Below are 25,836 nucleotides of genomic sequence, written 5' to 3'. Positions count from 1 at the left end.
CGGTGGACGGGATGCGCGGGGCGGCCGCGGGCGGTCCGTGGCCGCCCGCTCGGCGCACCGGGCCGGTCCGCTCCTCAGCACGCCTCCTCAGCACGACTCCTCGGCGAATTCCTCGAACTCGTCGAGGTCCATCGCCCGGTCGTCGGCACACACCTGCCCGGTCCCCAGACCGGAGAGGTCCCCGGCGGTGAAGGCGACCGTGCCGTTGTAGTCGTCCTCGTGGTGGGTGAAGGTGAACTGGTAGGTGCGGTCCGGCAGCAATCGACGCTCACCCTCGCCGTCGGCCCTCCACGCGGGTGGCGGCGAGAAGAGTGCGAACGCGGTGTCGCCCGACCGTTCCCCTTCCGCCCGCCAGAGGGTGATGTCCACGCCACGTCGTCGTCCCTCGGCTGGTCCTCGAAGGAGCCGGCCCAGCCCGTCAGCAGCGGGCCACGGTAGGTCTCGTCCCCGCACGGCCGCAGCAGCGCCCTGGGCGTCCCGTCGTCGTCCACCGACATGGCCACGAGCGGCAGCTCCCGGGCCGTGGCAACCGCTCAACAGCGTCGCCCCGCCGACCGCTCCCACCATCGCCGGCACCCTCCGCAGCAACCGCTCGCCCCCGTTTCGCCGGCGCCAGGACCTGGTCCGAACCCCTTCGAACGTTGTGCAGCCGTTCGGCGTCCGCCCAAGTCGACGGTCCGCTCCCATCGGGTCACGAAAGCGGATCGTCCGTTTTGTGGCTGAACGAGGTAGCTTCGAAGGTATGAAGGGCGCACCGGTTCGACGTCTGCTCCGCCTCCTCATGGTGCCGTTCGCCGCGATGGCGCTGGCGATCCTGGCGGTGCTGTCGGTCGGTGCGCCGAGCGCACACGGGGCCACCGACCTGTCGACGGTGGCCGCGGCCCTGCGTGAGGGCCCCGTCTACGTCGACCCGGCCGCCACCGACCTGCTCTCCGCGGCGGACGCCGAGGCCCTCGCCGACAAGATCGAGGACGCCGACGAGCCGATCTTCGTGGCGGTCCTCCCTGCCGGCTACCCGAGCGAGAACCTCTTCCAGAACCTCCGCACCGAGACGGGCGTCACCGGCCTCTACGGGGTCCGCCTCGGCGACCGCTTCGACGCCCGGGCCGACAGCAGTGTCCTGAGCCAGGAGGCCGTCGCCAACCTGGTCACGGCGGTCCAGGGCGCCGGCGACCCGAAGGCCCAGCTCAACGACTTCGTGGACGACGCCCTGCGCAGCAACCCGGGCGGCACGGCCCCGTCGAGCTGGAGCGACGGCGGCGACGCGGGCGTGGACGCCGGTGCCCTGGCCGCGGCGGGCGCGGTCGTGGTGGCGGGCGGCGTCGGCGCGTACGCGCTGGTCCGCCGCAACCGGCGGCGCAAGGAGGAGGAACGCCGCGAGGCGTTGGCCAAGCTCTCCGTGGTGGTGGACGAGGACATCACGGCCTTCGGCGAGGAACTGGAGCGCCTGGACTTCCACCCCGCCGAGGCGGGCGCCGACGACGCGATGCGCGCCGACTACGAACGGGCCCTGGACGCCTACGAGAAGGCCAAGTCCCTCATGGCGGCGACCACCCGCCCCGAGGAGGTCCGCGCGGTGACCCAGACCCTGGAGGACGGCCGCTTCTCCCTGGCCCAGCTCGCCGCCCGCAGGGAGGGCCGCCCCCTGCCGGAGCGCCGCGCGCCCTGCTTCTTCGACCCCCGCCACGGTCCGTCGGTCGCGGACGTCCTGTGGACCCCGGGCGTCGGCACCGCACGCGAGGTCCCGGTCTGCGCCGCCGACCGGGCCCGCCTCGCCGACGGCGATGACCCCATGATCCGCGAGGTGGAGACGGTGTCCGGAGCCCGCCGCCCCTACTGGGACGCCGGCCCGGCCTACGGCCCCTGGGCGGGCGGCTACTACGGCGGCGGTCTCCTCCCCGGCCTCCTCGTCGGGACCATGCTCGGCAGCATGATGGCCACCCCCTCGTACGCCGCCATGTACGGCTCCGGTTACGGCGACTTCGGCGCGGCCTCCGGCTACGGCGGCGGCGACGTCTCGGGCGGCGACTTCGACACGGACGACTTCAGCGGTGGTTTCGGCGGCGGGGACTTCGGCGGAGGCGGTGATTTCGGTGGCGGCGGTGGGGACTTCGGCGGAGGCTTCTGACGCCCCGTTCTCGCCGTAGGCCGACCGTGGGTACGGACACGGGCCCGGCGCTGGGAGCCGCCGGGCCCGTGGACGTCGTACGAGAGTGCTGCGGGGCGTCGGTCAGAGAGTGGCCGCGGCCGCCGCGATCTGGGACGCGAAGGTGGACACCTCGGTGTAGACACCGGGGGCGTTGGGCTGGGCGCAGCCTATGCCCCAGCTGACGATGCCGACCTGGATCCACTGGTTGGCGTTGTCCCGACGGAACATCGGACCGCCCGAGTCGCCCTGGCAGGTGTCGACGCCACCCGCCGCGTACCCGGCGCAGATCTCCTCGGCGGCGATGAGCCCGCCGTAGCCGCTGTAGGAACGGCAGGTCGCGTCGCTCACGAACGGCACGGTCGCCTTGAGCATGTACCGCTGCTGCGCGCCGCCCTGGGTGGCGGCGCCCCAGCCGGCCACCGTGAAGGTGCCGGAGTTGTACGCGGTGGTCGTGGCGATCTTCAGCGTCGGGAGGTTGATGGGCGAGGCCAGCTTGATGAGCGCCCAGTCCTTGCCGTCGCCGTTGTAACCGGGGGCCCGGTACACCTTGGTCGAGCGGACCTGCACCCGGCCGCTGGTGCTCTGGAGGTCCACGACACCGGCCGTGGCCGTGTAGCTGGTGTTGTTGCCGGTCGCGCCGACACAGTGCGCGGCCGTGAGCACGATCTGCTGCGTGTACAACGAACCGCCACAGCCCATCGACAACCGGACCATGAACGGGAACTCGCCCTGCGCGGCCCGCGTGCCGCCGACCACCGGCGCCGGCGCGGCCGTCGCCGCCGACACGGGCTGCAGGCTGGCGATCGCGAGCGCGGCGGCACCGACAGCCGCGCATCTCTTCAGAGCGGTGATGAGTCGCTTCAACGTGATGCCTTCCGTGGGGGGTTGACATGCGATGAGTCGTGCGATGACGCGTACTGCCGAACCGCAGGCATGACGCAGACATGCCAATCAGGCGACATGAAATCGCCTCTGGTGGCATGCCCAGGTCAATTTCTGTTGCAGGATTATGAGAACGCCGGAAGCCCTCACACAAGGGGCGCGAACCAGCCAGCCTTGCTGCCTGCCCACGAACGTCCCGCAGAACGTCCCACGAACGTTCTGCGGGAAAACGGAGTGCGGCGGCACCGGAGAACCGCGCACACTGATCCGGTGATCGACATCTCGACCGAGCTCGTACGCGCCCTGATCTCAAGCCAGTTCCCGCAGTGGAGCGACCTCCCGGTCAGAGCCGTCGACCGGCAGGGCTGGGACAACCGGACCTTCCGGCTCGGGGAGCGATTGACGGTTCGTCTGCCCAGCGCGGAGGGCTATGTGGCAGCCGTGGCCAAGGAGGACCGATGTCTGCCCGAGCTGGCCCGGCATGTGCCGCTGCCCGTGCCGGAGCCGGTCGCCGTCGGGGCGCCCGGGGTGGGGTACCCGTTCCCCTGGTCGGTGCGGCGGTGGATTCCGGGGGAGACGGTCGAGGTCGCGACGGGCGTCGACGGGACGCGGCTCGCCCGTGACCTCGGCGACTTCCTCACCCGACTGCGCGAGGCGCCGGTCGGGCGGGGCCCGGCCGCCGGACGGCACTCGTACTTCCGTGGCTGTCAGCCCGGCGTCTACGGCGACGAGGTCGAGGCGGCCCTGGAGCGGCTGGCCGACTCCGTCGACGTCGCGGCCTGCCGGGCCGTGTGGGCGCAGGCGCTGACGTCCGCCTGGCCCTACCCGCCGACGTGGTTCCACGGTGACGTCTCCGTCGGGAACCTCCTCGCCACCGACGGGGTTCTCTCCGCCGTCATCGACTTCGGCTCCTCCGGCGTCGGCGACCCGGCGTGCGACCTCGTCATCGCCTGGAACCACTTCACCGGCGAGGAGAGGAAGGTCTTCCGCGAGGCCGTCGGCCTGCCCGACGACGCCTGGCGACGGGCCCGGGCCTGGGCGCTGTGGAAGGCCCTGATCAGCACGGCGGGACTGGCCGGCCCCGACCCGGAGGGACAGCAGCGCCGGGTGCTCGACCGCGTACTGGAGGACGCGGTCGTCTGAGACTCCAGGGCTCCAGGCTCCAGGCTCCAGGAATCCAGGGCTCCAGGAATCTCGGAATCTAGGACAGAATCCGTCCTAGAGCCGTTCTACCGTGCTGGGCATGACCACTCACGAAGCCGTGGAAGCCCGCGCGTTCCCCGACGCCGACCACCTCGACGCCTGGCTGGCCGCCCACTCCGCTCCGCCGTCCGGCGGCCTCTGGGTCAAGGTCGCCAAGAAGGGGGCCGGGGTGCGTTCCGTCGACGCCGGTGACGTCAATGACGTCGCACTGTGCCACGGGTGGATCACCGGGGTCCGGCGCCGGCTCGACGCCTCGTACTTCCTCCAGCGGATCACCCCGCGTCGGCCGGGCGCCGACTGGTCCATGGTGAACGTGCGGCGGGTGACGGAGCTGACCGCCGCCGGGCGGATGCGGGCCGGCGGTCTCGCGGAGGTGGCCGCGGCGCGGGCGGACGGCCGGTGGGCGGCGGCGTACGAGTCGCAGAAGAACGCCGTCGTCCCTGAGGACCTCGCGGCCGCACTGGAGCGAAGCCCTAGCGCGAAGGCCGCCTTCGAGGCGCTCGGCAGGACGGAGCGGTACCTCGCCATGCTCGGCGTCCTGCGGGCGCGTACCCCGTCACAGCGGGCGGCCCGCTCGGCGGCGGCGGTCACCAGGCTGGAGGAGGGACGCGCGATCCGATGACGGACGCGCGATCTGATGACGGAAGCGCGATCCGATGGCAGATGCGCCGTCCGATGACGGACGCGCGGCGAGTTCAGCGCTCCGGCGGCGTCGTCCCTCGCACGTCGAGCGGGGTGCCCGCGTGCCGAACTGCCGACATGCCGAGCCCTCGCCCGCCTGCCCGGAGGGCAGTCGAAGGGCGAGGGTGCTCAGCGGTGGTCAAGACCGGGCGGCGTCGCCGCCCAGGGGGTCACGCGTTCCGGATCGCCGAGATGTCGAAGGTGAGCTTGATCTTGTCCGACACCAGGACGCCGCCGGTCTCCAGCGCCGCGTTCCACGTCAGGCCCCACTCGGAGCGCAGGATCTCCGCCTTGCCCTCGAAGCCGACGCGCTCGTTGCCGAAGGGGTCCTTCGCGGCGCCGTTGAACTCCAGGTCGATGGTGAGGGGCTTGGTCGTACCGAGGATGGAGAGGTCGCCGGTGATGCGGTAGTCGTCGCCGCCGAGGGCCTCCGCCTTGGTGGAGCGGAAGGTCATCGTCGGGAACTCCTCCGTCTTGAAGAAGTCAGCGCTCTTCAGGTGACCGTCACGGTCGGCGTTGCCGGTGTCGATGCTCTCCATCTTGACGTCGATGGAGGCGGTGGACCGGGACGGGTCCGTGCCGTCCAGGTGCAGGCTTCCGGAGAAGTCGAGGAAGGCGCCCTTGACGTTGGTGACCATGGCGTGGCGGGCCGTGAAGCCGATCGTGGTGTGGGACGCGTCGATCGTGTAGTCGCCGGTCAGGGCGGCGAGCTCGGGGTTCACCGCGGAGGTGGTCGCCGTGGTGGCGGCGGTCTCGGTGGTCGTGGTGCTGCGGCCGAAGATGCCCATGACGTGCTCCTTGAGTGATGTCGTTCAATGTTCAACGAACTGAACACGGCCCACCGTAGTCCTATTCCGTTCAAGTTTCAACCTTGTCGGTTGGGTGATCGTCGTGTCACGCGTTGTTGATCCTGCGGCGCCCAGGTGATACACGGCATGGGCATGACCCCCACACGCCGCACCGTCCTGCTCCTCGCCGCGACCCTCGCGGCGGCGACCGCGCCCGGCCCCACCGCGGACGCCGCGGAGCCCGCCGAGGACGAGTACGACACCCTCCGCCACCGCTGGCTCGCCATCGCGCTCGGCGACGGCTACGACCCCGCCGCCGAGCCCTACGCCACCCGCCTGCGCGAGACCGGCGACCTCGCCCACGCCTTCCGCGCGGCCATGGCGCCCACCGCCGACTCCCTCTGGCCGGGCCACCCCTTCGACCCGCCCGCCGGAATCACCCAGAGCTACAGCCGCCTGTGGACCATGGCCCAGGCGTACGCCCGACCCGGTACCGGCCGCACCGGCGACGCCGCCCTCCTCGCCGATGTCCTGCGCGGCCTCGACCACCTCGGCGCGACCGTCTACCACCCCGGCACCATCCGCTACGGCAACTGGTGGGAGTGGCAGATCGGCAGCCCCCGTCTCCTGCTGGACATCGTCGCGGCCCTGTACGACGAACTGGGACCCGCCCGCAGGGCGGACGCCTTCGCGGCCGTCGACCACTTCATCCCCGACACGATGCTCCGCGAGTACACCGGCACCTCCACCGGCGCCAACCGCGTCGACCTGTGCCGCTCCGTCGCCCTGTGCGGCATCCTCGGCCGCGCCCCCGAGAAGATCGCCCTCGCCCGTGACGCCCTCTCACCCGTCTTCCCGTACGTGACCCGGGGCGACGGCCTCTACGCCGACGGCTCGTTCGTGCAGCACACCTGGGTCGCCTACTCGGGAACGTACGGGCAGGTCATGCTCGACGGCCTGGCCAGGCTCTTCGCGCTGCTGGCCGGGTCGAGCTGGGCGGTGACCGATCCCGACCGGCAGATCGTGCTCGACGGCGTGGAGCGGGCCTACGCGCCGCTCATCCACGACGGCCTGGTGATGGACAGCGTCAACGGCCGTGCCATCAGCCGCGGTTACCTCAAGGGCGACGACCGGCACATCATGCGGAGCGACCACTTCCACGGTCAGGCGATCATCGCCGCGATCGCCCTGCTCGCGCTCGGGGCCACCGCCGCCGAACGTGAGCGGTGGCACGCGCGGATCAAGGGCTGGATCGAACGCGACACGGTGACACCGATCCTCACGGCGCGACAGTTCGGTGTCGCGGACCTGGCCCGGCTGCACGCCGTCGCCGCCTCCCCGGTCGCCGCCGCGCCCGAACCCGTCGGCCACCGCCTCTTTCCGGCCATGGACAGGGCCGTCCACCGCCGCCCCGCCTTCACGGTGAACATCGCCATGGCCTCCGACCGCATCGCCCACTACGAGTGCGGCAACGGCGAGAACCCGCGCGGCTGGCACACGGGTTCGGGAGCGACCCTGTGGTGGGCCGACGGACACGGCGACCAGTACACGAACTGGTTCTGGCCCACCGTCGACTGGTACCGCCTCCCCGGCACCACCGTCTCCACCAAGCGGCTCGCCGACCGTGAGGGCGGCGAATGGGGCGCGCCGAAGCCCGCGGTCCGCTGGGTCGGCGGTACGACCGACGGCGAGTACGCGACCGTCGGCCAGCACCTCGCGGGGCTCGGCTCCACCCTCCGGGCCCACAAGTCGTGGTTCTGCGTCGCGGACGCCGTCATCTGCCTCGGCGCGGGGATCACCTGCGCGGACGGGGTGCCGGTGGAGACGGTGGTCGACAACCGGAACCTGGGGGAGCCCACCGCCACGGCACCCCAGGCCCTCCTGCGGGGCCGGCGCTGGGCGCATCTGGAAGGGCACGGCGGCTGGGTCTTCCCCGAGACACGGTCGGACGGCGCCCTGCGCACCCTGCGCGAGGACCGCGCCGGCGCCTGGTCCGACATCAACACCGGGGGTACGACCGAACGCCGCACCCGGCGCTGGCAGACCCTCTGGCTGGACCACGGCACCGATCCGGTGAACGCCGGCTACGCCTATCTGCTCATGCCCGGAGCCTCCCGCCACGCCGTCGAGGCCCGTGCCGCCGACCGGCGCTGGTTGTCGATCTTCGCCAACGACAGCACATGCCAGGCCGTCCACGTCCCCTCGCTCGGTCTGACCGCCGCCAACTTCTGGCAGCCCGGCACGGCGGGCCCGCTGACCGCCTCCGCCGGGGCGAGTGTGCTGGTACGCCGCCGGGGGAGGACCGGTACCCTCTGCGTGAGCGAACCACCGCGCACGGGAGAACCGTTGGAGATCACCTGGCACGGACCGGTCCGCGCGGTGGTCCGGGCGGACGACCCGGTCGAGGTGCTGGAGTCCACGGCCGGCCGGCTGCGGCTCCGCGTCACCCCCGGCACGGCTTGCGCCACGTACACCTGTGACGTGACTCTCGCCTGAGCGACCCGGCCGGTCTTTGTGAGACCCCTACAAGCCCCACACCCCCTGAGCAGTCGGTTCGACTGCATGCCGACGAGGTTCTGTTCAGGGGTACCAGGAAAACACGCCGGAGACTGTACGGAGTCGACGGACCGCTTTCCTGGCTCGGCTTCGTAAGGTCACTACATGACCGTTTTGGATGAGGCACCGGGTGAGCCGACGGACGCGCGCGGGCGAGTGGCCGAACTGCACGAGATCCGTGCCCAGGCGTTGGCCGGCCCCAGCGAGAAGGCGACCGAGGCGCAGCACGCCAAGGGCAAGCTGACCTCCCGGGAGCGCATCGAGCTGCTGCTGGACCCGGGCTCCTTCAACGAGGTCGAACAACTGCGCAGGCACCGGGCCACCGGATTCGGCCTGGAGGCCAAGAAGCCGTACACCGATGGTGTCGTCACCGGCTGGGGCACGGTGGAGGGCCGTACGGTCTTCGTCTACGCCCATGACTTCCGCATCTTCGGCGGTGCCCTGGGCGAGGCCCACGCCACGAAGATCCACAAGATCATGGACATGGCCATCGCGGCCGGTGCTCCGCTGGTCTCGCTCAACGACGGAGCGGGCGCGCGGATCCAGGAGGGCGTCTCGGCGCTGGCCGGATACGGCGGCATCTTCCAGCGCAACACCAGGGCCTCGGGTGTCATCCCGCAGATCTCGGTCATGCTCGGCCCCTGCGCGGGCGGCGCGGCCTACAGCCCCGCCCTCACCGACTTCGTCTTCATGGTCCGCGAGACCTCGCAGATGTTCATCACCGGCCCGGACGTCGTCAAGGCGGTCACCGGCGAGGAGATCACCCAGAACGGCCTCGGCGGCGCGGACGTGCACGCCGAGACCTCCGGCGTCGCGCACTTCGCGTACGACGACGAGGAGACCTGCATCGCCGAGGTGCGCTACCTCCTGTCGATGCTCCCGCAGAACAACCGCGAGAACCCGCCGCGCGTCGATTCCTCCGACCCGGCGGACCGCCGCAGCGAGGTCCTCCTCGACCTGGTCCCGGCCGACGGCAACCGGCCCTACGACATGACCAAGGTGATCGAGGAGCTCGTCGACGACGGCGACTACCTGGAGGTCCACGAGCGCTGGGCCCGCAACATCATCTGCGCCCTGGGCCGGCTCGACGGCCAGGTGGTCGGCATCGTCGCCAACCAGCCGCAGTCCCTCGCGGGCGTCCTCGACATCGAGGCCAGCGAGAAGGCCGCACGATTCGTGCAGATGTGCGACGCCTTCAACATCCCGATCGTCACTCTCCTGGACGTACCCGGCTTCCTCCCGGGCGTCGACCAGGAGCACGGTGGAATCATCCGCCACGGCGCGAAGCTGCTGTACGCGTACTGCAACGCGACCGTGCCCCGGATCTCCCTGATCCTGCGCAAGGCGTACGGAGGTGCCTACATCGTCATGGACAGCCAGTCCATCGGGGCCGACCTCACCTACGCGTGGCCGACCAACGAGATCGCCGTCATGGGCGCCGAAGGTGCCGCCAACGTCATCTTCCGGCGTCAGATCGCCGAGGCCGAGGACCCCGAGGCGATGCGGGTCCGGATGGTCAAGGAGTACAAGGCCGAGCTGATGCACCCGTACTACGCGGCCGAGCGTGGCCTCGTGGACGACGTGATCGACCCCGCGGACACCCGCGCGGTCCTCATCCGCTCCCTCGCGATGCTCCACACCAAGCACGCGGACCTGCCGTCCCGCAAGCACGGCAACCCGCCGCAGTAACCCGACGGTTCCTTCGCGGTACCCCTGCGGAAACCTCACCCACGGAGACTGACACCCATGAAGCTTCCTGATATTCGCGTCGAGAAGGGCCACGCCGAGCCCGAGGAAGTGGCCGCGATCACCGCGCTGCTGATGGCCCGAGCGGCCGCGCAGCCGGCGGAGGCCACACCGGTCCACCGAGGCCGCCTCCGCGCGGGCTGGCGCCGCCTGGAGCGCGAGCCCGGCTTCAGGGCGCCGCACAGCTGGCGCTGAGTCCTGGCTTGAAAGGGCCCCCTCCGCATGGAGGGGGCCCTTTCTCATGCGGGTCTCCCCAGGACAGGAGCCGCAGCCCAGGACGAGACACGAGAGGGGACCCCTCCCGCAAAGGAAGGGGTCCCCTCTCGTCTTCGGCTGAGCGCCGCGGAGCTACCGCAGGCGGGCCATGAGCGCGTGCTCGACCAGGGTGATCAGGGCCGACTTGGCGTCCGAGCGGTGGCGGGCGTCCGTCGTGATGATCGGGGTGTCGGGGCCGATCTGCAGGGCCTCCCGGACCTCGTCCGGGTTGTACGGCTGCTGGCCGTCGAAGCCGTTGAGGGCGATGACGAAGGGCAGGCCGCTGTTCTCGAAGTAGTCGACGGCCGGGAAGCAGTCGGCGAGACGACGGGTGTCCACCAGCACGATCGCGCCGATGGCGCCGCGCACGAGGTCGTCCCACATGAACCAGAAGCGGTCCTGACCGGGGGTGCCGAACAGGTACAGGATCAGGTCCTGGTCGAGGGTGATACGGCCGAAGTCCATGGCGACCGTGGTGGTCGTCTTGTCCCCGGTGTGGGTGAGGTCGTCGATGCCCGCGGACGCGGACGTCATCACGGCCTCGGTACGCAGCGGGTTGATCTCCGAGACGGCCCCGACGAACGTGGTCTTGCCCACGCCGAAGCCACCCGCCACCACGATCTTCGCCGAGGTGGTGGAGCGGGAAGGACCGCCGCTAGAGCTTGCGAAGTCCACTGAGCACCCTTTCGAGCAGTGTCACGTCTGGCTGGCCGCCGGCGCTCTCGTCGCCGCCGGGCTGATGGATGGCGACCAGGCCCGCCTCCGCCAAGTCGGCGACGAGGATCCTGGCCACGCCGAGGGGGATGGTCAGGAGCGCCGAGATCTCGGCGACCGACTTGATCTCTCGGCAGAGGTTGCAGATCCGCTGATGCTCGGGCAACTGGCCCTGCATCTGGTGCGGCTGCGCGGTGGTGTGCACCAGTGCCTCGATGGCGAGCTGGTAGCGCGGCCTGGTGCGGCCGCCTGTCATGGCGTACGGGCGCACCAGGGGGTTGGTCGCCCCCCCGGCGGGCGATGGTTCAGGGGTGCGGCGCTGCGGCTGCACGGGCTGGATGCGCGGCGCCGGCGGCTGGTCGTACGGCGAGGGGCCGGGGCCCTGCGGCGCGTACGGCTGCTGGCGGCTCGGTGCGGAGGGGAAGTTGTATCGGTTCTGGTCACCCTGGCCCGGCCCCTGGCCAGGGTAGGACCAGTTGCCCGACGATGAACCGCCTGGGGGTGTTGCCACGTTCTCTCCTCCTCCGACTGTGCTGGCATCCATGGCTCATTGGAAGCCGCGTCCCGAAACCTTACGGCCCCGGGACGTCAAAACGCACCGTCTGACTGTTAGTTGAGCAGGCTGCCCTGGAGCTCCGCACGAAGATCGGGCGTCAGGACCGTACCGGCACGGTCCACCAGAAGGGCCATCTCGTACCCGATGAGGCCGATGTCGGCTTCCGGATGTGCGAGAACGGCGAGCGAGGAACCGTCGGAGATGGACATGATGAACAGGAATCCCCGCTCCATCTCCACAACCGTCTGATTGACGCTGCCACCTTCGAAAATGCGGGAGGCACCCGCGGTCAGAGAGGTCAGCCCCGATGCTACGGCCGCCAGCTGGTCGGCACGGTCGCGGGGAAACCCTTCGGACATCGCCAGAAGGAGTCCGTCGGCGGAGACCACCACCGTGTGCGACACCCCGGGGGTGTTGTCCACGAAATTGGTGATCAACCAGTTCAGGTTCTGTGCCGCCTGGCTCATCGGGCTCACACTAACGCTCCTGGTTGTAGGTGCTGTCAGGACCGAAGCCCTGGCCGTTCGTTTCACTGCCTGCGTTGCGCCCACGCTGGACACCCCGGCGCAGGTTGCTCAGCCTGCCCCGGACGTCCTCGGGAGCACGGGAGATCTGTGGACCTCCCTGCGGGGTCGTCGTGGCGGCGCCCTCGACCAGGTTGGCCTTGGGCACCCGCCGAGGCAGACCGGAGGAGGTGACCCCGCCTGCCTTGGGCTTCTTCAGCTGGGAGGCCTGCTGCCAGCGCTCGTCGTTTGCGGAGCGCCAGTCGCCGTTCGGTCCCCCGGCCGTCGTCGGCTGGTCCTGGGCCACATCCTGTCGTCCGTTCGCGGCGCCCGCGCTCGTGCCGCCCGCGCTCGCGGTGGAGCCGCGGCGGGGCAGGCCGGCGTCGGTCAGCGCGTGGCCGGCGGAAGGGGTGGATCCCGGACGGTCGAAGCCTACGCGGTCCTGCTCCTTCACGTCAGCGGCCTGCGAAGATTCCGGTTCCGGAGCGTACTCGGAGCGGTACGAGCTCTGGTAGTCCTGCTGCTGCGGCCAGTCGTCCTGATAGGACTGCTCTTCGAAGCCCGTGTACGTCTCCTGGGAGTGCGCGGCGGCCGCCGCGTGGTCCTCCTGGACGGACTCCGCATAGGCGGGCTCGGGGTAACCGCCGGTAGCGGTGAACGTGTCGTTCCCGCCCGGGAGGTGTCCGTTGCCGTTCGACACGCCGTTGCCCTGGCCGAAGTACGCCTCGTCGTACGACGGCTGCTGCGGCTCCTCGTACGCCGTCTGCTGGTCGAACGACCGCTGCGGGTCCACATAGCCCGTCGCGCCGTTGTCGTAGGACGGCCCGGGCGACTGGAAGTCGTCGCCGTAGCGCGGCGCCTCGCCGGCGGGCAGCTGCGGGTTCTGGTGCGCCTGCGACTCCAGGGCCGCGCGGCGCTCCTCGCGCATCAGGGAACGGCCCACGGGGTCCAGGTCGCGGATGTCGTCCGGAACCTCGTAGCGGCTGTCGTCGAAGCCCAGCTCGGCGGCGGTCCGCATCGGGGCCACGGCCGGCTGCTGGAACGAGTGCTGCTCCGGGATGATCTGCGAGACCGTGAACTGGTCGGCGGCCGGCTGCTGCTCGCCACCACCACCGTGGGTGATGACGTCGGGGAGCATGACCAGCGACGTCGTGCCGGCCTGCTCGCCCGAGGGGCGCAGCTGGACGCGGATGCCGTGCCGGTCGGACAGCCGGCCGACCACGAACAGACCCATGCGCTGGGAGATCGCGGCGTCCACGGTCGGCGGGTTGGCCAGCTTGTGGTTGATGTCCGCGAAGTCCTCGGCGGTGAGGCCGATGCCCTTGTCGTGGATCTCGATCATCACGCGGCCGTCCGGGAGACGGGTCGCGGTGACGCGGACCTTGGTCTGCGGGGAGGAGAACGTGGTGGCGTTCTCCAGGAGCTCGGCGAGCAGGTGCACGAGGTCGGTCACGGCACGGCCGTGGATCTCGGCCTCCGGGACGCCGGAGAGCTCGATGCGCTCGTACTGCTCCACCTCGGAGGAGGCGGCGCGCAGCACGTCGATCAGCGGGACCGGCTGGTCCCAGCGGCGGCCGGGCTCCTCGCCGGCGAGGACGAGGAGGTTCTCGCCGTTGCGGCGCATACGGGTCGCCAGGTGGTCCAGCTTGAAGAGGTTCTCCAGCTGGTCCGGGTCGGCCTCGTTGTTCTCCAGGTCGGTGATCAGGGTCAGCTGGCCCTCGATCAGCGACTGGTTGCGGCGCGAGAGGTTGGTGAAGATCGCGTTGATGTTGCCCCGCAGCAGGGCCTGCTCGGCGGCGAGCCGGACGGCCTCGCGGTGGACCTGGTCGAAGGCGCGGGCGACCTCGCCGATCTCGTCCGTGGAGGTGATCGGGATCGGTGCCACCCGGGTGTCGACCCGGCCGGGGTCGGTGCGCGAGAGCTGGTCGACCAGCATCGGCAGGCGCTGCTCGGCGATGCCGAAGGCGGCGTTGCGCAGCTGGCGCATCGAGCGGCTCATCTGGCGGGCCATGATCCCGGCGATGATGAACGCGGCGAGGAGGGCGACGATGACGATGGCGCCGTTGATGTAGGCGTCGCGCTGGGCGTCGGAGGCGATCTGGCCGGCCTCGGACACCGCGCGGTTGATCAGGTCGTTCTCGACCTCGCTGTAGCCCTCGAACTTCAGCGTGGAGGCCGCCATCCAGTTCTGGTAGGTGACGCCCTGCTTGGCGAGGTCCTCGGGGGAGGCACCGCTGCCGATCGCCTGGATCATCTTCAGCATGGTGTCCGGCGGCGGGACGTAGTCCGGGTCCTTCGCGGCGGCCTCGGCCGCCTGCTTCTTGCCCTCTTCGGTCTTCTGCGCCATGACCGACTCGAGCCGCGCGGCGTCGGCCTCGGTGCCACCGGAGACGAACTCCTGGACGGCGATGTTCTCCAGGTAGGCGTACGAGGTGAACGCGGTGACCTGACGGCGGAAGACCTGCTCGTCCTCGCTGGGTCGGACCAGCAGGTGGGTGCCGATCGAGCGCTGCAGCGAGGCGGCGCCCTTGGCGAGAGTGACCGCGTAGACCGTACGGCCGTACGCGGTGATGTTGCCGGTACCGAGGCCGAGCTCGTTGGAGAACTCCACCAGGAGGTGCTCGACGTCGACGTAGCCCTCTTCGGTCTGCACCGGGTCGGCGGCACGGGTGAAGGCGGTCTGCCGGATCTTCTCCAGCTGCGGTTCGGCCTCCTCGACCAGGCGCAGCCGGCGCTCCAGGCCCTGCCCGGACGGCATGCCGACTACCTCGGCGTGGAAGGCGTCGGCCTTCTCGTCGGTGAAGGCGCGGGCGTCCTTGACGACCTCGCTGTCCCGGTCGCCGTCCAGCAACGGCTGGGCGGAGAGGTCACGCTCGTTGAGCAGCGCCTCGGCGTAGACACCGGCGGCGGCCACGATCTTGGCGACCTTCTCGGCGTCCTTGGCCTCCTGCCAGGTGTCGATCGAGCCCTTCACCTGGAAGCCGCCCATGACCAGGCCGACCAGCACGGGTATGAGGAGGATCGCGTTCAGGCGGGTGGGTACACGCCAGTTGCGGGGGGAGAGACGACTGCCGCTGGGCGCGGGAACTGCCGTCGGCTCCGGTCCGGTCACTTGTGCGGGTGCCGCTCCGCGCGGCGGCGGGGTGAAGTTGCCCCGCGCCGACGGCTCGGGACCTTTCTTGCTTCGCCTCACTCGACCAACAACCTCTCGGCGCCGGCACCTACGTCGTGCCGCGGGTGACTCCACGCCCTAGTACGTCTTTGACTAATGGGCAGTTCAGGCATTCCAGCACGTCACGCTGAGGACTTCCAAACACTGGGAGGCAACGATTCCGCGTGATGTAAGTCCCAGATAAAACGGTCATAAAGAGCGAGCCCCGGCAAAAAGCGGGGCCATTGTGAGCGCAGCGGCACCGATCGACCGCGACGCGTGGTCGTACCACCCTATTTCTCTGTCGAAACGTTATGAACGCCGAGGCCGACCGTGTCAAAGGACACAGCCGGCTCCGGTGTAACTACGACAACTGCCGTATGACGTTGTGGACTTGGGTCCTGTTTTTGGACCCGGTCGCGGTGCTTCGACCCCTGTGCCCTACCGCAACCGTGCCATGAGCGCGTGCTCGACCAGGGTGATCAGGGCCGACTTGGCGTCCGAGCGGTGGCGGGCGTCCGTCGTGATGATCGGGGTGTCGGGCCCGATCTGGAGCGCCTCCCGGACCTCGTCGGGCGTGTACGGCTGGTGCCCGTCGAAGCCGTTGAGGGCGATGACGAAGGGCAGGCCGCTGTTCTCGAAGTAGTCGACGGCCGGGAAGCAGTCGGCGAGGCGACGGGTGTCGACCAGCACCACGGCGCCGATGGCACCGCGGACCAGGTCGTCCCACATGAACCAGAAGCGGTCCTGACCGGGGGTGCCGAACAGGTACAGGATCAGGTCCTGGTCGAGGGTGATGCGGCCGAAGTCCATGGCGACCGTGGTGGTCGTCTTGTCCCCGGTGTGGGTGAGGTCGTCGATGCCCGCGGACGCGGACGTCATCACGGCCTCGGTACGCAGCGGGTTGATCTCCGAGACGGCTCCCACGAACGTGGTCTTGCCCACGCCGAAGCCGCCTGCCACCACGATCTTCGCGGAGGTGGTGGCCCGTCCCGCTTCAGAGCTTCCGAAGTCCACTGAGCACCCTTTCCAGCAGAGTCACGTCCGGCGCGCCGCCGGCGTTCTCGTCGCCACCGGGCTGATGGATCGCGACGAGTCCGGCCTCGGCGAGGTCCGCGACCAGGATCCGTGCCACACCGAGCGGCATGGACAGCAGGGCCGACACCTCGGCCACCGACTTCACCTCGTGGCACAGGTGACAGATCCGCTGGTGCTCGGGGAGCAGCCCCATCAGGTGCGCGGGGTCTGCCGTCGTGCTGATCAGCGCCTCGAGGGCGAGCTGGTATCGCGGCCGCGTCCGGCCACCGGTCATGGCGTACGGCCGTACCAGCGGCTGGTCGCCCTCGTCTCCGTACGGCTCTGCGTACGGATCGTGAGGAGCGGTGGGCGGGGTCATTGATCCTCCGAGCGGGACAGCAAGTCGGTCAGTCGTGCCGTCTGACGGGGGCCGGTGGGGGGACTGTGTCGGCCGGACGGTGATGTGGTGAGTTCTGTTGATCCGCAGGCGTCAGTGGAGCAAGCTGCCTTGGAGTTCGGCGCGCAGGTCGGGCGTGAGCACGGCGCCCGCGCGGTCGACGAGCAGCGCCATCTCGTAACCGACCAGGCCGATGTCGCACTCGGGGTGGGCGAGGACGGCCAGGGAAGATCCGTCGGAGACGGACATCAGGAAGAGGAATCCGCGCTCCATCTCGACCACCGTCTGGGCCACGTCCCCGCCCTCGAAGATCCGGGACGCCCCGGCCGTGAGCGAGGTGAGTCCGGAGGCGACGGCCGCGAGCTGATCGGCACGGTCGCGCGGAAAGCCCTCCGACATCGCCAGAAGAAGACCGTCGGCGGACACGACGACGGTGTGGGACACCCCGGGGGTGTTGTCCACGAAGTTGGTGATCAACCAGTTGAGGTTCTGTGCCGCTTGGCTCATCTGGCTCAACTAACGCTCCTGCTGGTGAGTGGGGCTCGGGAAGCTGCCGGTCTGGCCGTTGCCGGCCTGTCGACCTTGCGCGATGCCCCGACGGAGATTGGTCAGCCGGCCGCGTACGTCGTCAGGCGAACGCGAGACCTGCGGACCGGTTTGGTGCTGTTGCTGCTGAGCCGTGCCCGGCACGAGGTTGGCGCGCGGGACCCGGCGCGGCAGGCCGGAGGTGGTGACCCCGCCTGCCGAAGGCTGACGGGCTCGTTCGGCCTGGCGGACCAGGTCGTCGTTCGGAGTGCTGCGCCAGGTGGGGGATGCCGGCGCGGCGGGAGCCGCCGGACGCTGGGGAGCGGCCGGAGTCTGGGGAGCCGGAGCGGTGTGCTGCTGCGGCGCGGTGTTGGTGCCCTGCTGCTGGTCGTTCTGACCGCCCTGACCGTGGAACCAGTTGGTCTCCAGCGTGTCGTACAGCGGGGTACGGCCGTCCATCGGGCCCGTGGCCGGGGGCAGTGCCTCCGGCTCCTGCGGACGCGCGGGACGCTGCGGGGGCACCGGGGGACGCTGCGGCGGGACCGGCGGCCGGGGCGCGCCGTAGCTCTCGCCGTTGACCTGCGGCCGCTCGAACTGTCCGGTGTCCTGCGGGTTCTGCCGACCCGGCCCGCCGAACTGTCCGGTGCCCTGGCCGTTCTGGCGGCCGGGCATGCCGTACTGGCCGGTGTCCTGCGGGTTCTGCCGGCCCGGAGCCGGGAACTGGCCCGTGCTGGAGCCGTCGTAGCCCGACGGGGCGAACTGGCCGGTGGAGGACGGGTCCTGCGGGACGCCGCGGGACGGGCCCGTGGGCGCCGGCGGAGCACCGGCACCGCCGAACACGTCGGAGCGGACGTAGGAGCCGGTGCCGTTCTGCGGTGTACCCGCACCGGGGCGCCGACTGTCGAAGTCGCCCTGCGGGGAGCGCGGGAAGTCGTTGGACGAGCCCGGAGCCTGGTGGGGGTCCACGCGCGGCATCGGCGCGGTGACGTCCGGCTGCTCCTCGTGGCCGCGCGGGGTGTCCAGCGAGGCGCGCGGCACCGGCGGCTGCGCGTTGTCGTCGCTCCAGCTCGGCCGCGCGGGGGAGTTGCCGCCGGGCAGCTCTGCACGCGGTCCACCGCGGCCGGGCAGCTGCGGGCGGCGCCTGCCGGAACGTTCCTTGCCCTGCTTGGGCGGCACGGCACCCGGGCCGTTGTCGGCCCCGCCCGGCCGTCCCGCACCGGTGTCACCGGGACCGCCGGCCGGGCGCAGGCCCGAGCCGGTCGGGAAGCCACCCTGGCGCCCGGAGTCGTCGAAGCTCTCGAATCCGCCCGGACCACCGGTCCCGGCGGCCTGCAGCCCCTGCGGGGCACCCGGCGCCTGACCGCCGCCGAACCCACCGGCACCGGCACCGGCCGGAGCCGGCCGACCGCCCTGCGGGGGAACCGGCGGACCGCCCTGCGGCCCACGCTGGCCACCGGGGCCGCCGAAGCCGCCCGGACCACTGGGGTTGCCGGGCAGTGCGGCGCGCGGACCCTGTCCCGCGCCGACCTGCCCACGCTGCGGCGCGCCGCCCAGCAGCCCGCCACCGGCGGAGGGGCCGCCGAGCGGCGGACCCGACTGGTTGCCCGCCTGGCGACGCGCGGCGGCGGCACCGGCCGCGGCCTGCGCGGCGGCGGGGCCACCGGTGGACGGGGCGCCCTGGCCGGGCTTGCCCGGGGTGGGCTTCTTGTTGCCCTGCGCCACGTCGACGGGAAGCATGACGAGCGCGGTCGTTCCGCCCGAGTCGGACGGACGAAGCTGGATACGGATGCCGTGGCGCTGCGACAGACGACCGACCACGAACAGACCCATGCGTCGGGAGACCGACACGTCCACGGTGGGCGGCGAGGCGAGCCGCTCGTTGATCGCCGCGAGGTCCTCGGGGGAGAGACCGATACCGGTGTCGTGGATCTCGATCAGGACGCGGCCGTCGGGCAGCGCGTGACCGGTGACCTTGACCTTGGTCTGCGGCGAGGAGAACGAGGTGGCGTTCTCCAGCAGCTCGGCGAGCAGGTGCACGAGGTCGTTGACCACGCGGCCGGCCACTTCGGTGGTCGGCACGGAGGCCAGCTCGATGCGCTCGTACTGCTCCACCTCGGACGCGGCGGCACGGAGCACGTCGACCAGCGGGACCGGACGGGTCCAGCGGCGGCCGGGCTCTTCACCGGCGAGAACGAGGAGGTTCTCACCGTTGCGGCGCATGCGGGTGGCGAGGTGGTCGAGCTTGAAGAGGGAGGACAGCTGGTCCGGGTCGGCCTCGCGGGACTCCAGTTCCGAGATGAGCGACAGCTGACGCTGGATGAGGCCCTGGGAGCGACGCGAGAGGTTGGTGAACATCGCGTTGACGTTGCCCCGGAGGAGGGCCTGCTCGGCGGCGAGGCGGACGGCCTCGCGGTGCACGTCGTCGAAGGCCGCGGCCACCTGGCCGATCTCGTCCCGGGAGTGCACACCGACCGACTCGACGGAGGTGTCGACGTCCTGGGGGTCCGACTCCGACAGCTGCTTGACGAGCTCGGGCAGCCGGTCCTGGGCGACCTTGGTCGCGGTGTCCTGGAGGCGCCGCAGCGAGCGGATCATGGACCGGGCGACGACGAACGCGCCGACCAGGGAGACACCGAGGACGAGCAGGATCAGCGCACCGGAGATGATCGCCTCTTGCTCGGCGTCGGCGCGCAGGTTGCGAGCGGTCTGCTCCATCTCCTCCAGGAGCGAACCCTCGATCTTCTTCATCTGCTCGATCTTGGCAGAGGAGTCGTCGGTCCAGTCCTTGTACGAGCGGTTGTCCTGGCCGCCCAGACCGCCGGCGCTGGCGAGCACCCGGTCCGCGTAGACGTCGGCGGCCTCGATGGTCGGGCTCGCGTCGTCGATCGGCTTGGTCAGCTCCTCGGCACCGGATCCGTAGATGTCGGAGAAGGTGCTGCGGTCCGACTCCTCGTTCGACAGCGCCGAGTTCGCGTAGAGCCGGTCGTTCTCGGAGAGCTTGCCGGCCTTGTCGTCGGTGGCGGGCAGGGCCGCCGCGATGACCGCGCGCTGGATGGAGGCGTACTCCTTGGCGGAGGAGAAGGCCGCCAGGGCACGGGTCCGCTTGATCATGTCCGGGTTGCTGGTGGCCTCGGCCATGTCCGTGGACAGGTCCAGCAGCTGGGAGATCAGGCGGTGGTAGGCCTCGACCGTCTGCGTGGAGTTCTTGGGGTCCACGTAGGCGTTCTTGCGGATGCTGCTGAGGTTGTAGAGCTCGCGCACCACGCGGACGAGGCTGTCGCGGACGCCGGGCATCTTCGCGGTGGTGTTCGCGGTCTCGGCGGCCTGGGTCGCGTCCGTGAACTGGATGCGGGCCTGGTCCGTCTTCTCCCGGGTGCCCTTGACGGTGAAGTCGGTGGCGTCCAGGCCGTGCGTGAGGGGACCGGCGGACAGGTCGCGCTCCTGCTGGAGCGCGGCGGCGAGCTCGGTCGCCTGCTTCGTCATGTCGGTCAGCAGCCGCATGTTGTCGAGCTGCTGGATGTCGTCCACGTTGTCGCCGATACGCAGAGCACCGAGCGAGGTCGCCGCCACCACGGGGAGCGCGAGCAGCGACACGAGACGGGTGGAGATGCGCCAGTTGCGCAGGGCTATTCGGGAGCCGCTTCCGGCGCCCGCCTTGGTGCCGCCCTTGGACTTCCCGGGCGGCACGGGAGCAACTGACGCGCCGGGGCGCCCGGAGCGCTCCCCGCCGTCGCCGATCTCAGCCGGACCCGGGTTCTGGGCGTGCTGGGGGGAGGAACCGTTGCCGGTTCCGATGTGTGGCTCCGGCTCCGCCGAAGCGCTGCCATCCCTCTTGAAACGTCCCTGCACTAGCGTCGCAACCTCTGGACCAGGCGCCCCACCGAGTGAACGGCGGGACGGTGTCGGCGTCTTCGGGGGCGCCCTGAATACGTCCCCATTGGGTGGTCGTGAGTGACCGGCGCTGGCTCCCCCTTCCACCGCCGCCAGGCGCTTGTTTCTTGCGCCTCTGCGCGCCGGCACGATCCTGCGGCGGTCCGTGGAATTCCAGCACAGTGCCGGATCTCCAACAAGGCCAATGGGTAACGGTCTGTTCACTGTGACAGCATGTGAGGACTGCGTCACCGGGCGTGGAAGCTGTTTCCGTCCATTGCGGACATACCCGTGCGATCCAGGGGTGTGAGCAGGGTGTCCCAGTCGCCATGATCAGGAGCGGAATGCGGGCTTCAGGTAACTGATGTCCGTTTTGCGGGGGTGAGTTGATGGCCGGGAATGCCCGTTTTACCCATGACTGAGTGAGGAAACTCACACGCCAATCATGCCTTCTTCACGACTTGACCCGGGAATCGGATGTTTAGCCTGACGCTTTACAGGGATGGCGAATCCGACAACCCGCGCTTGTGGGACGGCCCTTGCGGCCCGCCCGGCGCCCGTACACGACGAGGTCCAGGACAACAGTGAAGACGACGACGATGTTCCGCACGATAGCCAACCCCCGGCGCACGACCCTGGCCCACCTCGAAGACGCCGAGGACCTGCGTACGCCGGAGCAGGAGCACTCCGTCGACCTCCCCTCCGTGACCGCCAACCCCCGCCGGACGGTCCTGATGACGGTCCCTGGCCAGGCGGCGGAGTAGTTGCAGGCTCAAGTACGCGCGGAATCCGCCGATCACTCAAGCCGGTTCCGGTGAAGAAACAGCGGATTCCCGTGAAGGCTCCGCGGAAGGGCGCCCGGCACGAGCCGGGCCCCCTTCCGCGTAATGCGCGAGGCGGGCACCCCGCCCCGCGTTAGCCTGGACCGTCAGACTCCAGCCAGCTCAGTTAAGGGGCGCAAGCATCCCGTGCGCATCGCCAGGTTCTCCATCGACGGGAACGTAGCCTTCGGCGCGGTCGAGGGCGACAAGCCGGACGAGCTCGTCCTCGACATCATCAAGGGCATCCCGTTCGCGGACTTCGAGCTCTCCGGGACGAAGGTCCCGGTCAACAAGGTCAGGCTGCTGCCGCCGGTGCTCCCCAACAAGGTCGTGGCCTTCGGCCGGAACTACGCCGAACACGCCCGCGAGCTGGGCAACGAGGTCCCCGACGCCCCGTTCGCCTTCTTCAAGCCCGCCACCTCGGTCATCGGCCCCGGCGACGCGATCCAGTACCCCTCCTTCTCCGCGGACCTCCACCACGAGGCCGAGCTGGCCGTCGTCATCGGCCGGATGTGCCGCGAGGTCCCGCGCGAACGCGTCAAGGACGTGATCTTCGGCTACACCTGCGCCAACGACATCACCGCCCGTGACGTCCAGAAGCGCGAGAAGCAGTGGGCCCGGGCCAAGGGGTTCGACACCTCCTGCCCGCTGGGCCCCTGGGTGGAGACCGACCTCGACCCGAGCGACCTGACCATCCAGCTCACCGTCAACGGCGGGCAGCGCCAGCTCGGCCGGACGAGCGAGATGATCCACTCCATCGAGGATCTGATCGTCAACATCACCGAGGCCATGACGCTGCTCCCCGGCGACGTCATCCTCACGGGCACCCCGGCAGGGGTCGGCCCCCTCAACGTCGGCGACGAGGTCGCCGTCACCATCGAAGGCATCGGCACTCTCACCAACAAGGTGATCAAGCGTGGCTAACGGCTCCGTCCGCGTACGTTTCTGTCCGTCCCCGACCGGCAACCCCCATGTGGGTCTGGTCCGCACGGCCCTGTTCAACTGGGCGTTCGCCCGCCACACCGGCGGCACGTTCGTCTTCCGCATCGAGGACACCGACGCGGCCCGCGACTCCGAGGAGTCCTACGAGCAGCTCCTGGACTCGCTGCGCTGGCTGGGCTTCACCTGGGACGAGGGCCCCGAGGTCGGCGGCCCGCACGCGCCGTACCGCCAGTCGCAGCGCATGGAGACGTACCGGGAGGTGGCCCAGAAGCTCAAGAACGCGGGCCACGCCTACTACTGCTACTGCACCGCCTCCGAGCTGGAGGAGCGCCGCGACGCCGCCCGCGCCGCCGGCAGGCCCTCCGGCTACGACGGCAAGTGCCGCGAGGTCACGCCCGAGCAGAAGGCTCAGTACGAGGCCGAGGGCCGCGAGCCGATCGTCCGCTTCCGGATGCCCGACGAGACGATCACCTTCACGGACCTGGTCCGCGGCGAGCTGACCTTCACCCCGGAGAACGTGCCGGACTACGGCATCGTCCGCGCCAACGGCGCCCCGCTCTACACGCTGGTCAACCCCGTCGACGACGCCCTGATGGAGATCACCCACGTCCTGCGCGGCGAGGACCTGCTCTCCTCCACCCCCCGCCAGATCGCCCTCTACAAGGCGCTGATCGAGCTGGGCATCGCCAAGGAGGTGCCGTCCTTCGGCCACCTGCCGTACGTGATGGGCGAGGGCAACAAGAAGCTCTCCAAGCGCGACCCGCAGTCGTCGCTCAACCTCTACCGCGAGCGCGGCTTCCTCCCCGAGGGCCTGCTCAACTACCTCTCCCTCCTCGGCTGGTCGCTCTCCGCCGACAAGGACATCTTCACGATCGAGGAGATGGTCGCCGCCTTCGACGTCGCCGACGTGAACCCCAACCCGGCCCGCTTCGACCTGAAGAAGGCCGAGGCGATCAACGCCGACCACATCCGTCTGCTGGATGTGAAGGATTTCACCGAGCGCTGCGCCCCGTGGCTGAAGGCCCCCTTCGCCACCTGGGCGCCGGAGGACTTCGACGAGGCCAGGTGGGAGGCCATCGCCCCGCACGCCCAGACCCGTCTCAAGGTCCTCTCGGAGATCACGGAGAACGTGGACTTCCTGTTCCTGCCGGAGCCCGCCGAGGACGAGGCCAGCTGGGCGAAGGCCATGAAGGAGGGCTCCGACGCGTTGCTGCGCACGGCCCGCGAGAAGCTGGAGTCCGCCGACTGGACCTCGGCCGAGTCCCTGAAGGAGGCCGTCCTGGCCGCCGGCGAGGTCCACGGCCTGAAGCTCGGCAAGGCCCAGGCCCCCGTCCGCGTCGCCGTCACCGGCCGCACGGTCGGCCTCCCCCTCTTCGAGTCCCTGGAGATCCTGGGCAAGGAGAAGACGCTGGCACGGATCGACGCGGCGCTGGCGAAGCTCGCGGCGTGACGCACGGTGCGTGAGGGGCGGCACCCGGAGTACCGGGTGCCGCCCCTTCGGCATCCCCCGGACAGGGCGGCCGACCTCGGGCTACGGTCGGTTCCATGAACATCAAGGCCGTGCTCTGGGACGTGGACGACACCCTCTTCGACTACACCGCGGCCGACCGCGCCGGGATGCGCGCCCACTTGGGCGTCGAGGGACTGCTCCACGGCTACGACTCCGTGGATCAGGCGATCACGCGTTGGAAAGAGCTCACCAGCCTGCACTGGCGGCGCTACGCGGCCGGTGAGGGCGACTGGGAGGCGACCCGGCGCGACCGCGTCCGGGACTTCCTCGGTGAACCGCTGACCGACCCGGAGGCGGACGCCTGGTTCGAGCGGTACGTAGCCCACTACGAGCGCGCCTGGGCCCTCTTCCCCGACGTCCTGCCCGTCCTGGACGCCCTCGCCGCGAGCCACCGGCACGCGGTGCTCTCCAACTCCAGCCTCCCCGTCCAGGAGCGCAAGCTGCGCGCCCTCGGCGTGTGGGACCGCTTCGAGACGGTGCTGTGCGCCGAGCAACTGGGCGTCCACAAGCCGGCCGCCGAGGCGTTCCACGTCGCCTGTGAGGCCCTGGAACTGCCTCCGCACGAGGTCGCGTACGTCGGTGACCACCCGGAGATCGACGGCCGGGGCGCCGCCGACGCCGGTCTGCTGTCCGTCTGGATCGATCGCGACGGTCTCCATGCGACCGTCGACCCGCCGGTCGGACCGCACCGGATCGCCACCCTCACCGAACTCCCCGCGATCCTCGGCTCCGATACCCGTTTTGGAGCGCCGTCCACCTTCGGGTAATGTTCTTTCTGCGCCGCCGGGGAGCGGGCCGAAAGGCCGGAACCGACGGAGCAAACTAGAACAAGATCCCTTCAGGGGCTTGCGTTCCAGTGGCCTATGGTGTAATTGGCAGCACGACTGATTCTGGTTCAGTTAGTCTTGGTTCGAGTCCAGGTAGGCCAGCTCGCAGAGCTCATCTGCAGGCGGAGATCAATTCCGCGAAGCCCCCGTTGTGTAGCGGCCTAGCACGCTGCCCTCTCAAGGCAGTAGCGCCGGTTCGAATCCGGTCGGGGGTACAGATCCTTCCCGCGAGGAGAGTTCGGGTCGCACCCCCTCACTTCGATGCAGGATCGCTAGGGCCCCCGTTGTGTAGCGGCCTAGCACGCCGCCCTCTCAAGGCGGTAGCGCCGGTTCGAATCCGGTCGGGGGTACTGACTGGTCTAAACCACATTGGTCTATGGTGTAATTGGCAGCACGACTGATTCTGGTTCAGTTAGTCTTGGTTCGAGTCCAGGTAGACCAGCTCGGACCTGCGGAAACGCAGGCTCCACGCCCCCGTTGTGTAGCGGCCTAGCACGCCGCCCTCTCAAGGCGGTAGCGCCGGTTCGAATCCGGTCGGGGGTACGTTTCACGAAGGCCCTCCACTTCGGTGGAGGGCCTTCGTCATGTGCTCCGACTCCTCGATCGCGAGGGCCGGGGCGCCCGGCCCGACCGGCGGCCTGGTGCGTCAACTCGGCTCACGGGCCCATGCGTTCGGCGTCGCACGGAGAGCCGAGCCGCAGCATCACCGGCGCGAGGTGGGGCCGCGTCGGGGTGGACGGCAT

21 protein-coding genes and 5 tRNA genes are annotated in these 25,836 nt (G+C 70.2%); 15 read left to right on the top strand and 11 right to left on the bottom strand.

Annotated features, from left to right (window positions below; genetic code table 11):
- Nucleotides 1–87: 87 nt before the first annotated feature.
- A complete protein-coding gene (locus RM704_RS13140) occupies nt 88–369 on the bottom strand; it encodes a hypothetical protein (RefSeq protein ID WP_052145982.1) in 282 nt (93 codons plus the stop codon).
- Nucleotides 370–742: 373 nt separating this feature from the next.
- Here RM704_RS13140 and RM704_RS13135 point away from each other — a divergent pair, with 373 nt between their 5' ends.
- Nucleotides 743–2,128, top strand: a complete 1,386-nt coding sequence (locus RM704_RS13135; RefSeq protein WP_033526876.1) for a hypothetical protein — start codon at nt 743–745, stop codon at nt 2,126–2,128.
- 102 nt (nt 2,129–2,230) lie between these two features.
- Here RM704_RS13135 and RM704_RS13130 read toward each other — a convergent pair whose 3' ends face one another.
- Nucleotides 2,231–3,013, bottom strand: coding sequence for a serine protease (locus RM704_RS13130; RefSeq protein ID WP_033526877.1), 783 nt, complete (start codon nt 3,011–3,013; stop codon nt 2,231–2,233).
- Between the two features lie 288 nt (nt 3,014–3,301).
- Here RM704_RS13130 and RM704_RS13125 point away from each other — a divergent pair, with 288 nt between their 5' ends.
- Entirely contained in the window at nt 3,302–4,174 is an 873-nt protein-coding gene (locus tag RM704_RS13125) for an aminoglycoside phosphotransferase family protein (protein WP_033526878.1), read from the top strand.
- 100 nt (nt 4,175–4,274) lie between these two features.
- A complete protein-coding gene (locus RM704_RS13120; protein ID WP_033527019.1) occupies nt 4,275–4,856 on the top strand; it encodes a YdeI/OmpD-associated family protein in 582 nt (193 codons plus the stop codon).
- Nucleotides 4,857–5,085: 229 nt separating this feature from the next.
- Here RM704_RS13120 and RM704_RS13115 read toward each other — a convergent pair whose 3' ends face one another.
- Nucleotides 5,086–5,703, bottom strand: a complete 618-nt coding sequence (locus RM704_RS13115) for a YceI family protein (protein WP_033526879.1) — start codon at nt 5,701–5,703, stop codon at nt 5,086–5,088.
- Nucleotides 5,704–5,850: 147 nt separating this feature from the next.
- Between RM704_RS13115 and RM704_RS13110 the strand changes: the two genes are divergently transcribed.
- The 3 genes from RM704_RS13110 (at nt 5,851) to RM704_RS13100 (ending at nt 10,200) form a co-directional block, all read left to right on the top strand.
- Nucleotides 5,851–8,199 carry a polysaccharide lyase 8 family protein gene (locus RM704_RS13110; protein WP_033526880.1) on the top strand — a complete coding sequence of 783 codons (2,349 nt, stop codon included), beginning with the start codon at nt 5,851–5,853 and terminating at the stop codon, nt 8,197–8,199.
- A 165-nt stretch (nt 8,200–8,364) separates the two neighbouring features.
- Complete coding sequence (locus tag RM704_RS13105; RefSeq protein WP_033526881.1) at nt 8,365–9,948, top strand: acyl-CoA carboxylase subunit beta; 1,584 nt, start codon at nt 8,365–8,367, stop codon at nt 9,946–9,948.
- Between the two features lie 57 nt (nt 9,949–10,005).
- Entirely contained in the window at nt 10,006–10,200 is a 195-nt protein-coding gene (locus RM704_RS13100) for an acyl-CoA carboxylase subunit epsilon (protein WP_033526882.1), read from the top strand.
- Nucleotides 10,201–10,353: 153 nt separating this feature from the next.
- Here RM704_RS13100 and RM704_RS13095 read toward each other — a convergent pair whose 3' ends face one another.
- The 8 genes from RM704_RS13095 to RM704_RS13060 all read right to left on the bottom strand — a co-directional run bounded on the left by RM704_RS13095 (nt 10,354) and on the right by RM704_RS13060 (nt 20,972).
- Entirely contained in the window at nt 10,354–10,935 is a 582-nt protein-coding gene (locus tag RM704_RS13095) for a GTP-binding protein (protein WP_013000463.1), read from the bottom strand.
- The gene (locus tag RM704_RS13090) at nt 10,916–11,485 is read right to left on the bottom strand and encodes a DUF742 domain-containing protein (protein ID WP_033526883.1); all 570 of its coding nucleotides are present in this window, start codon (nt 11,483–11,485) and stop codon (nt 10,916–10,918) included. Before RM704_RS13090 ends, RM704_RS13095 begins: the two co-directional genes overlap by 20 nt.
- A 98-nt stretch (nt 11,486–11,583) precedes the next feature.
- Nucleotides 11,584–11,997 carry a roadblock/LC7 domain-containing protein gene (locus RM704_RS13085; protein ID WP_004983065.1) on the bottom strand — a complete coding sequence of 138 codons (414 nt, stop codon included), beginning with the start codon at nt 11,995–11,997 and terminating at the stop codon, nt 11,584–11,586.
- A 10-nt stretch (nt 11,998–12,007) separates the two neighbouring features.
- Nucleotides 12,008–15,226, bottom strand: coding sequence for a sensor histidine kinase (locus RM704_RS13080; protein ID WP_192829634.1), 3,219 nt, complete (start codon nt 15,224–15,226; stop codon nt 12,008–12,010).
- 399 nt (nt 15,227–15,625) lie between these two features.
- Nucleotides 15,626–16,201: a GTP-binding protein gene (locus tag RM704_RS13075; RefSeq protein WP_033526884.1), complete on the bottom strand. Its 576-nt coding sequence runs from the start codon at nt 16,199–16,201 to the stop codon at nt 15,626–15,628.
- Entirely contained in the window at nt 16,182–16,580 is a 399-nt protein-coding gene (locus tag RM704_RS13070; RefSeq protein ID WP_009314205.1) for a DUF742 domain-containing protein, read from the bottom strand. The genes RM704_RS13075 and RM704_RS13070 overlap by 20 nt, the downstream gene beginning before the upstream one ends.
- A gap of 111 nt (nt 16,581–16,691) precedes the next feature.
- Nucleotides 16,692–17,105 (bottom strand): roadblock/LC7 domain-containing protein, encoded by a 414-nt coding sequence (locus tag RM704_RS13065; RefSeq protein WP_005479910.1) that lies wholly within the window; start codon nt 17,103–17,105, stop codon nt 16,692–16,694.
- 9 nt (nt 17,106–17,114) lie between these two features.
- Nucleotides 17,115–20,972 (bottom strand): sensor histidine kinase, encoded by a 3,858-nt coding sequence (locus tag RM704_RS13060; protein ID WP_033526885.1) that lies wholly within the window; start codon nt 20,970–20,972, stop codon nt 17,115–17,117.
- Between the two features lie 605 nt (nt 20,973–21,577).
- Here RM704_RS13060 and RM704_RS13055 point away from each other — a divergent pair.
- The 9 genes from RM704_RS13055 (at nt 21,578) to RM704_RS13015 (ending at nt 25,636) form a co-directional block, all read left to right on the top strand.
- Complete coding sequence (locus RM704_RS13055) at nt 21,578–21,757, top strand: hypothetical protein (protein WP_033526886.1); 180 nt, start codon at nt 21,578–21,580, stop codon at nt 21,755–21,757.
- 204 nt (nt 21,758–21,961) lie between these two features.
- Nucleotides 21,962–22,738: a fumarylacetoacetate hydrolase family protein gene (locus RM704_RS13050; protein WP_033526887.1), complete on the top strand. Its 777-nt coding sequence runs from the start codon at nt 21,962–21,964 to the stop codon at nt 22,736–22,738.
- Nucleotides 22,731–24,206 (top strand): glutamate--tRNA ligase, encoded by a 1,476-nt coding sequence (gene gltX / locus RM704_RS13045; RefSeq protein WP_078937079.1) that lies wholly within the window; start codon nt 22,731–22,733, stop codon nt 24,204–24,206. Before RM704_RS13050 ends, gltX begins: the two co-directional genes overlap by 8 nt.
- Before the next feature lie 95 nt (nt 24,207–24,301).
- On the top strand, nt 24,302–25,033 hold the full coding sequence (locus tag RM704_RS13040; RefSeq protein WP_033526889.1) for an HAD family hydrolase: 732 nt from the start codon (nt 24,302–24,304) through the stop codon (nt 25,031–25,033).
- Between the two features lie 90 nt (nt 25,034–25,123).
- Nucleotides 25,124–25,195 (top strand) — tRNA-Gln (locus RM704_RS13035).
- Between the two features lie 40 nt (nt 25,196–25,235).
- Nucleotides 25,236–25,308: transfer RNA gene (locus RM704_RS13030), tRNA-Glu, on the top strand.
- A 62-nt stretch (nt 25,309–25,370) separates the two neighbouring features.
- A tRNA-Glu gene (locus RM704_RS13025) sits at nt 25,371–25,443 on the top strand.
- Between the two features lie 20 nt (nt 25,444–25,463).
- A tRNA-Gln gene (locus RM704_RS13020) sits at nt 25,464–25,535 on the top strand.
- 28 nt (nt 25,536–25,563) lie between these two features.
- Nucleotides 25,564–25,636: transfer RNA gene (locus RM704_RS13015), tRNA-Glu, on the top strand.
- The last annotated feature ends 200 nt before the right edge of the window (nt 25,637–25,836 follow it).

This window comes from Streptomyces gottesmaniae (assembly GCF_031845845.1).
Lineage (GTDB): Bacteria > Actinomycetota > Actinomycetes > Streptomycetales > Streptomycetaceae > Streptomyces > Streptomyces akebiae.
Note: the sequence above shows the minus strand (reverse complement) of the source record. Positions and strands in the feature narration are given on the sequence as shown.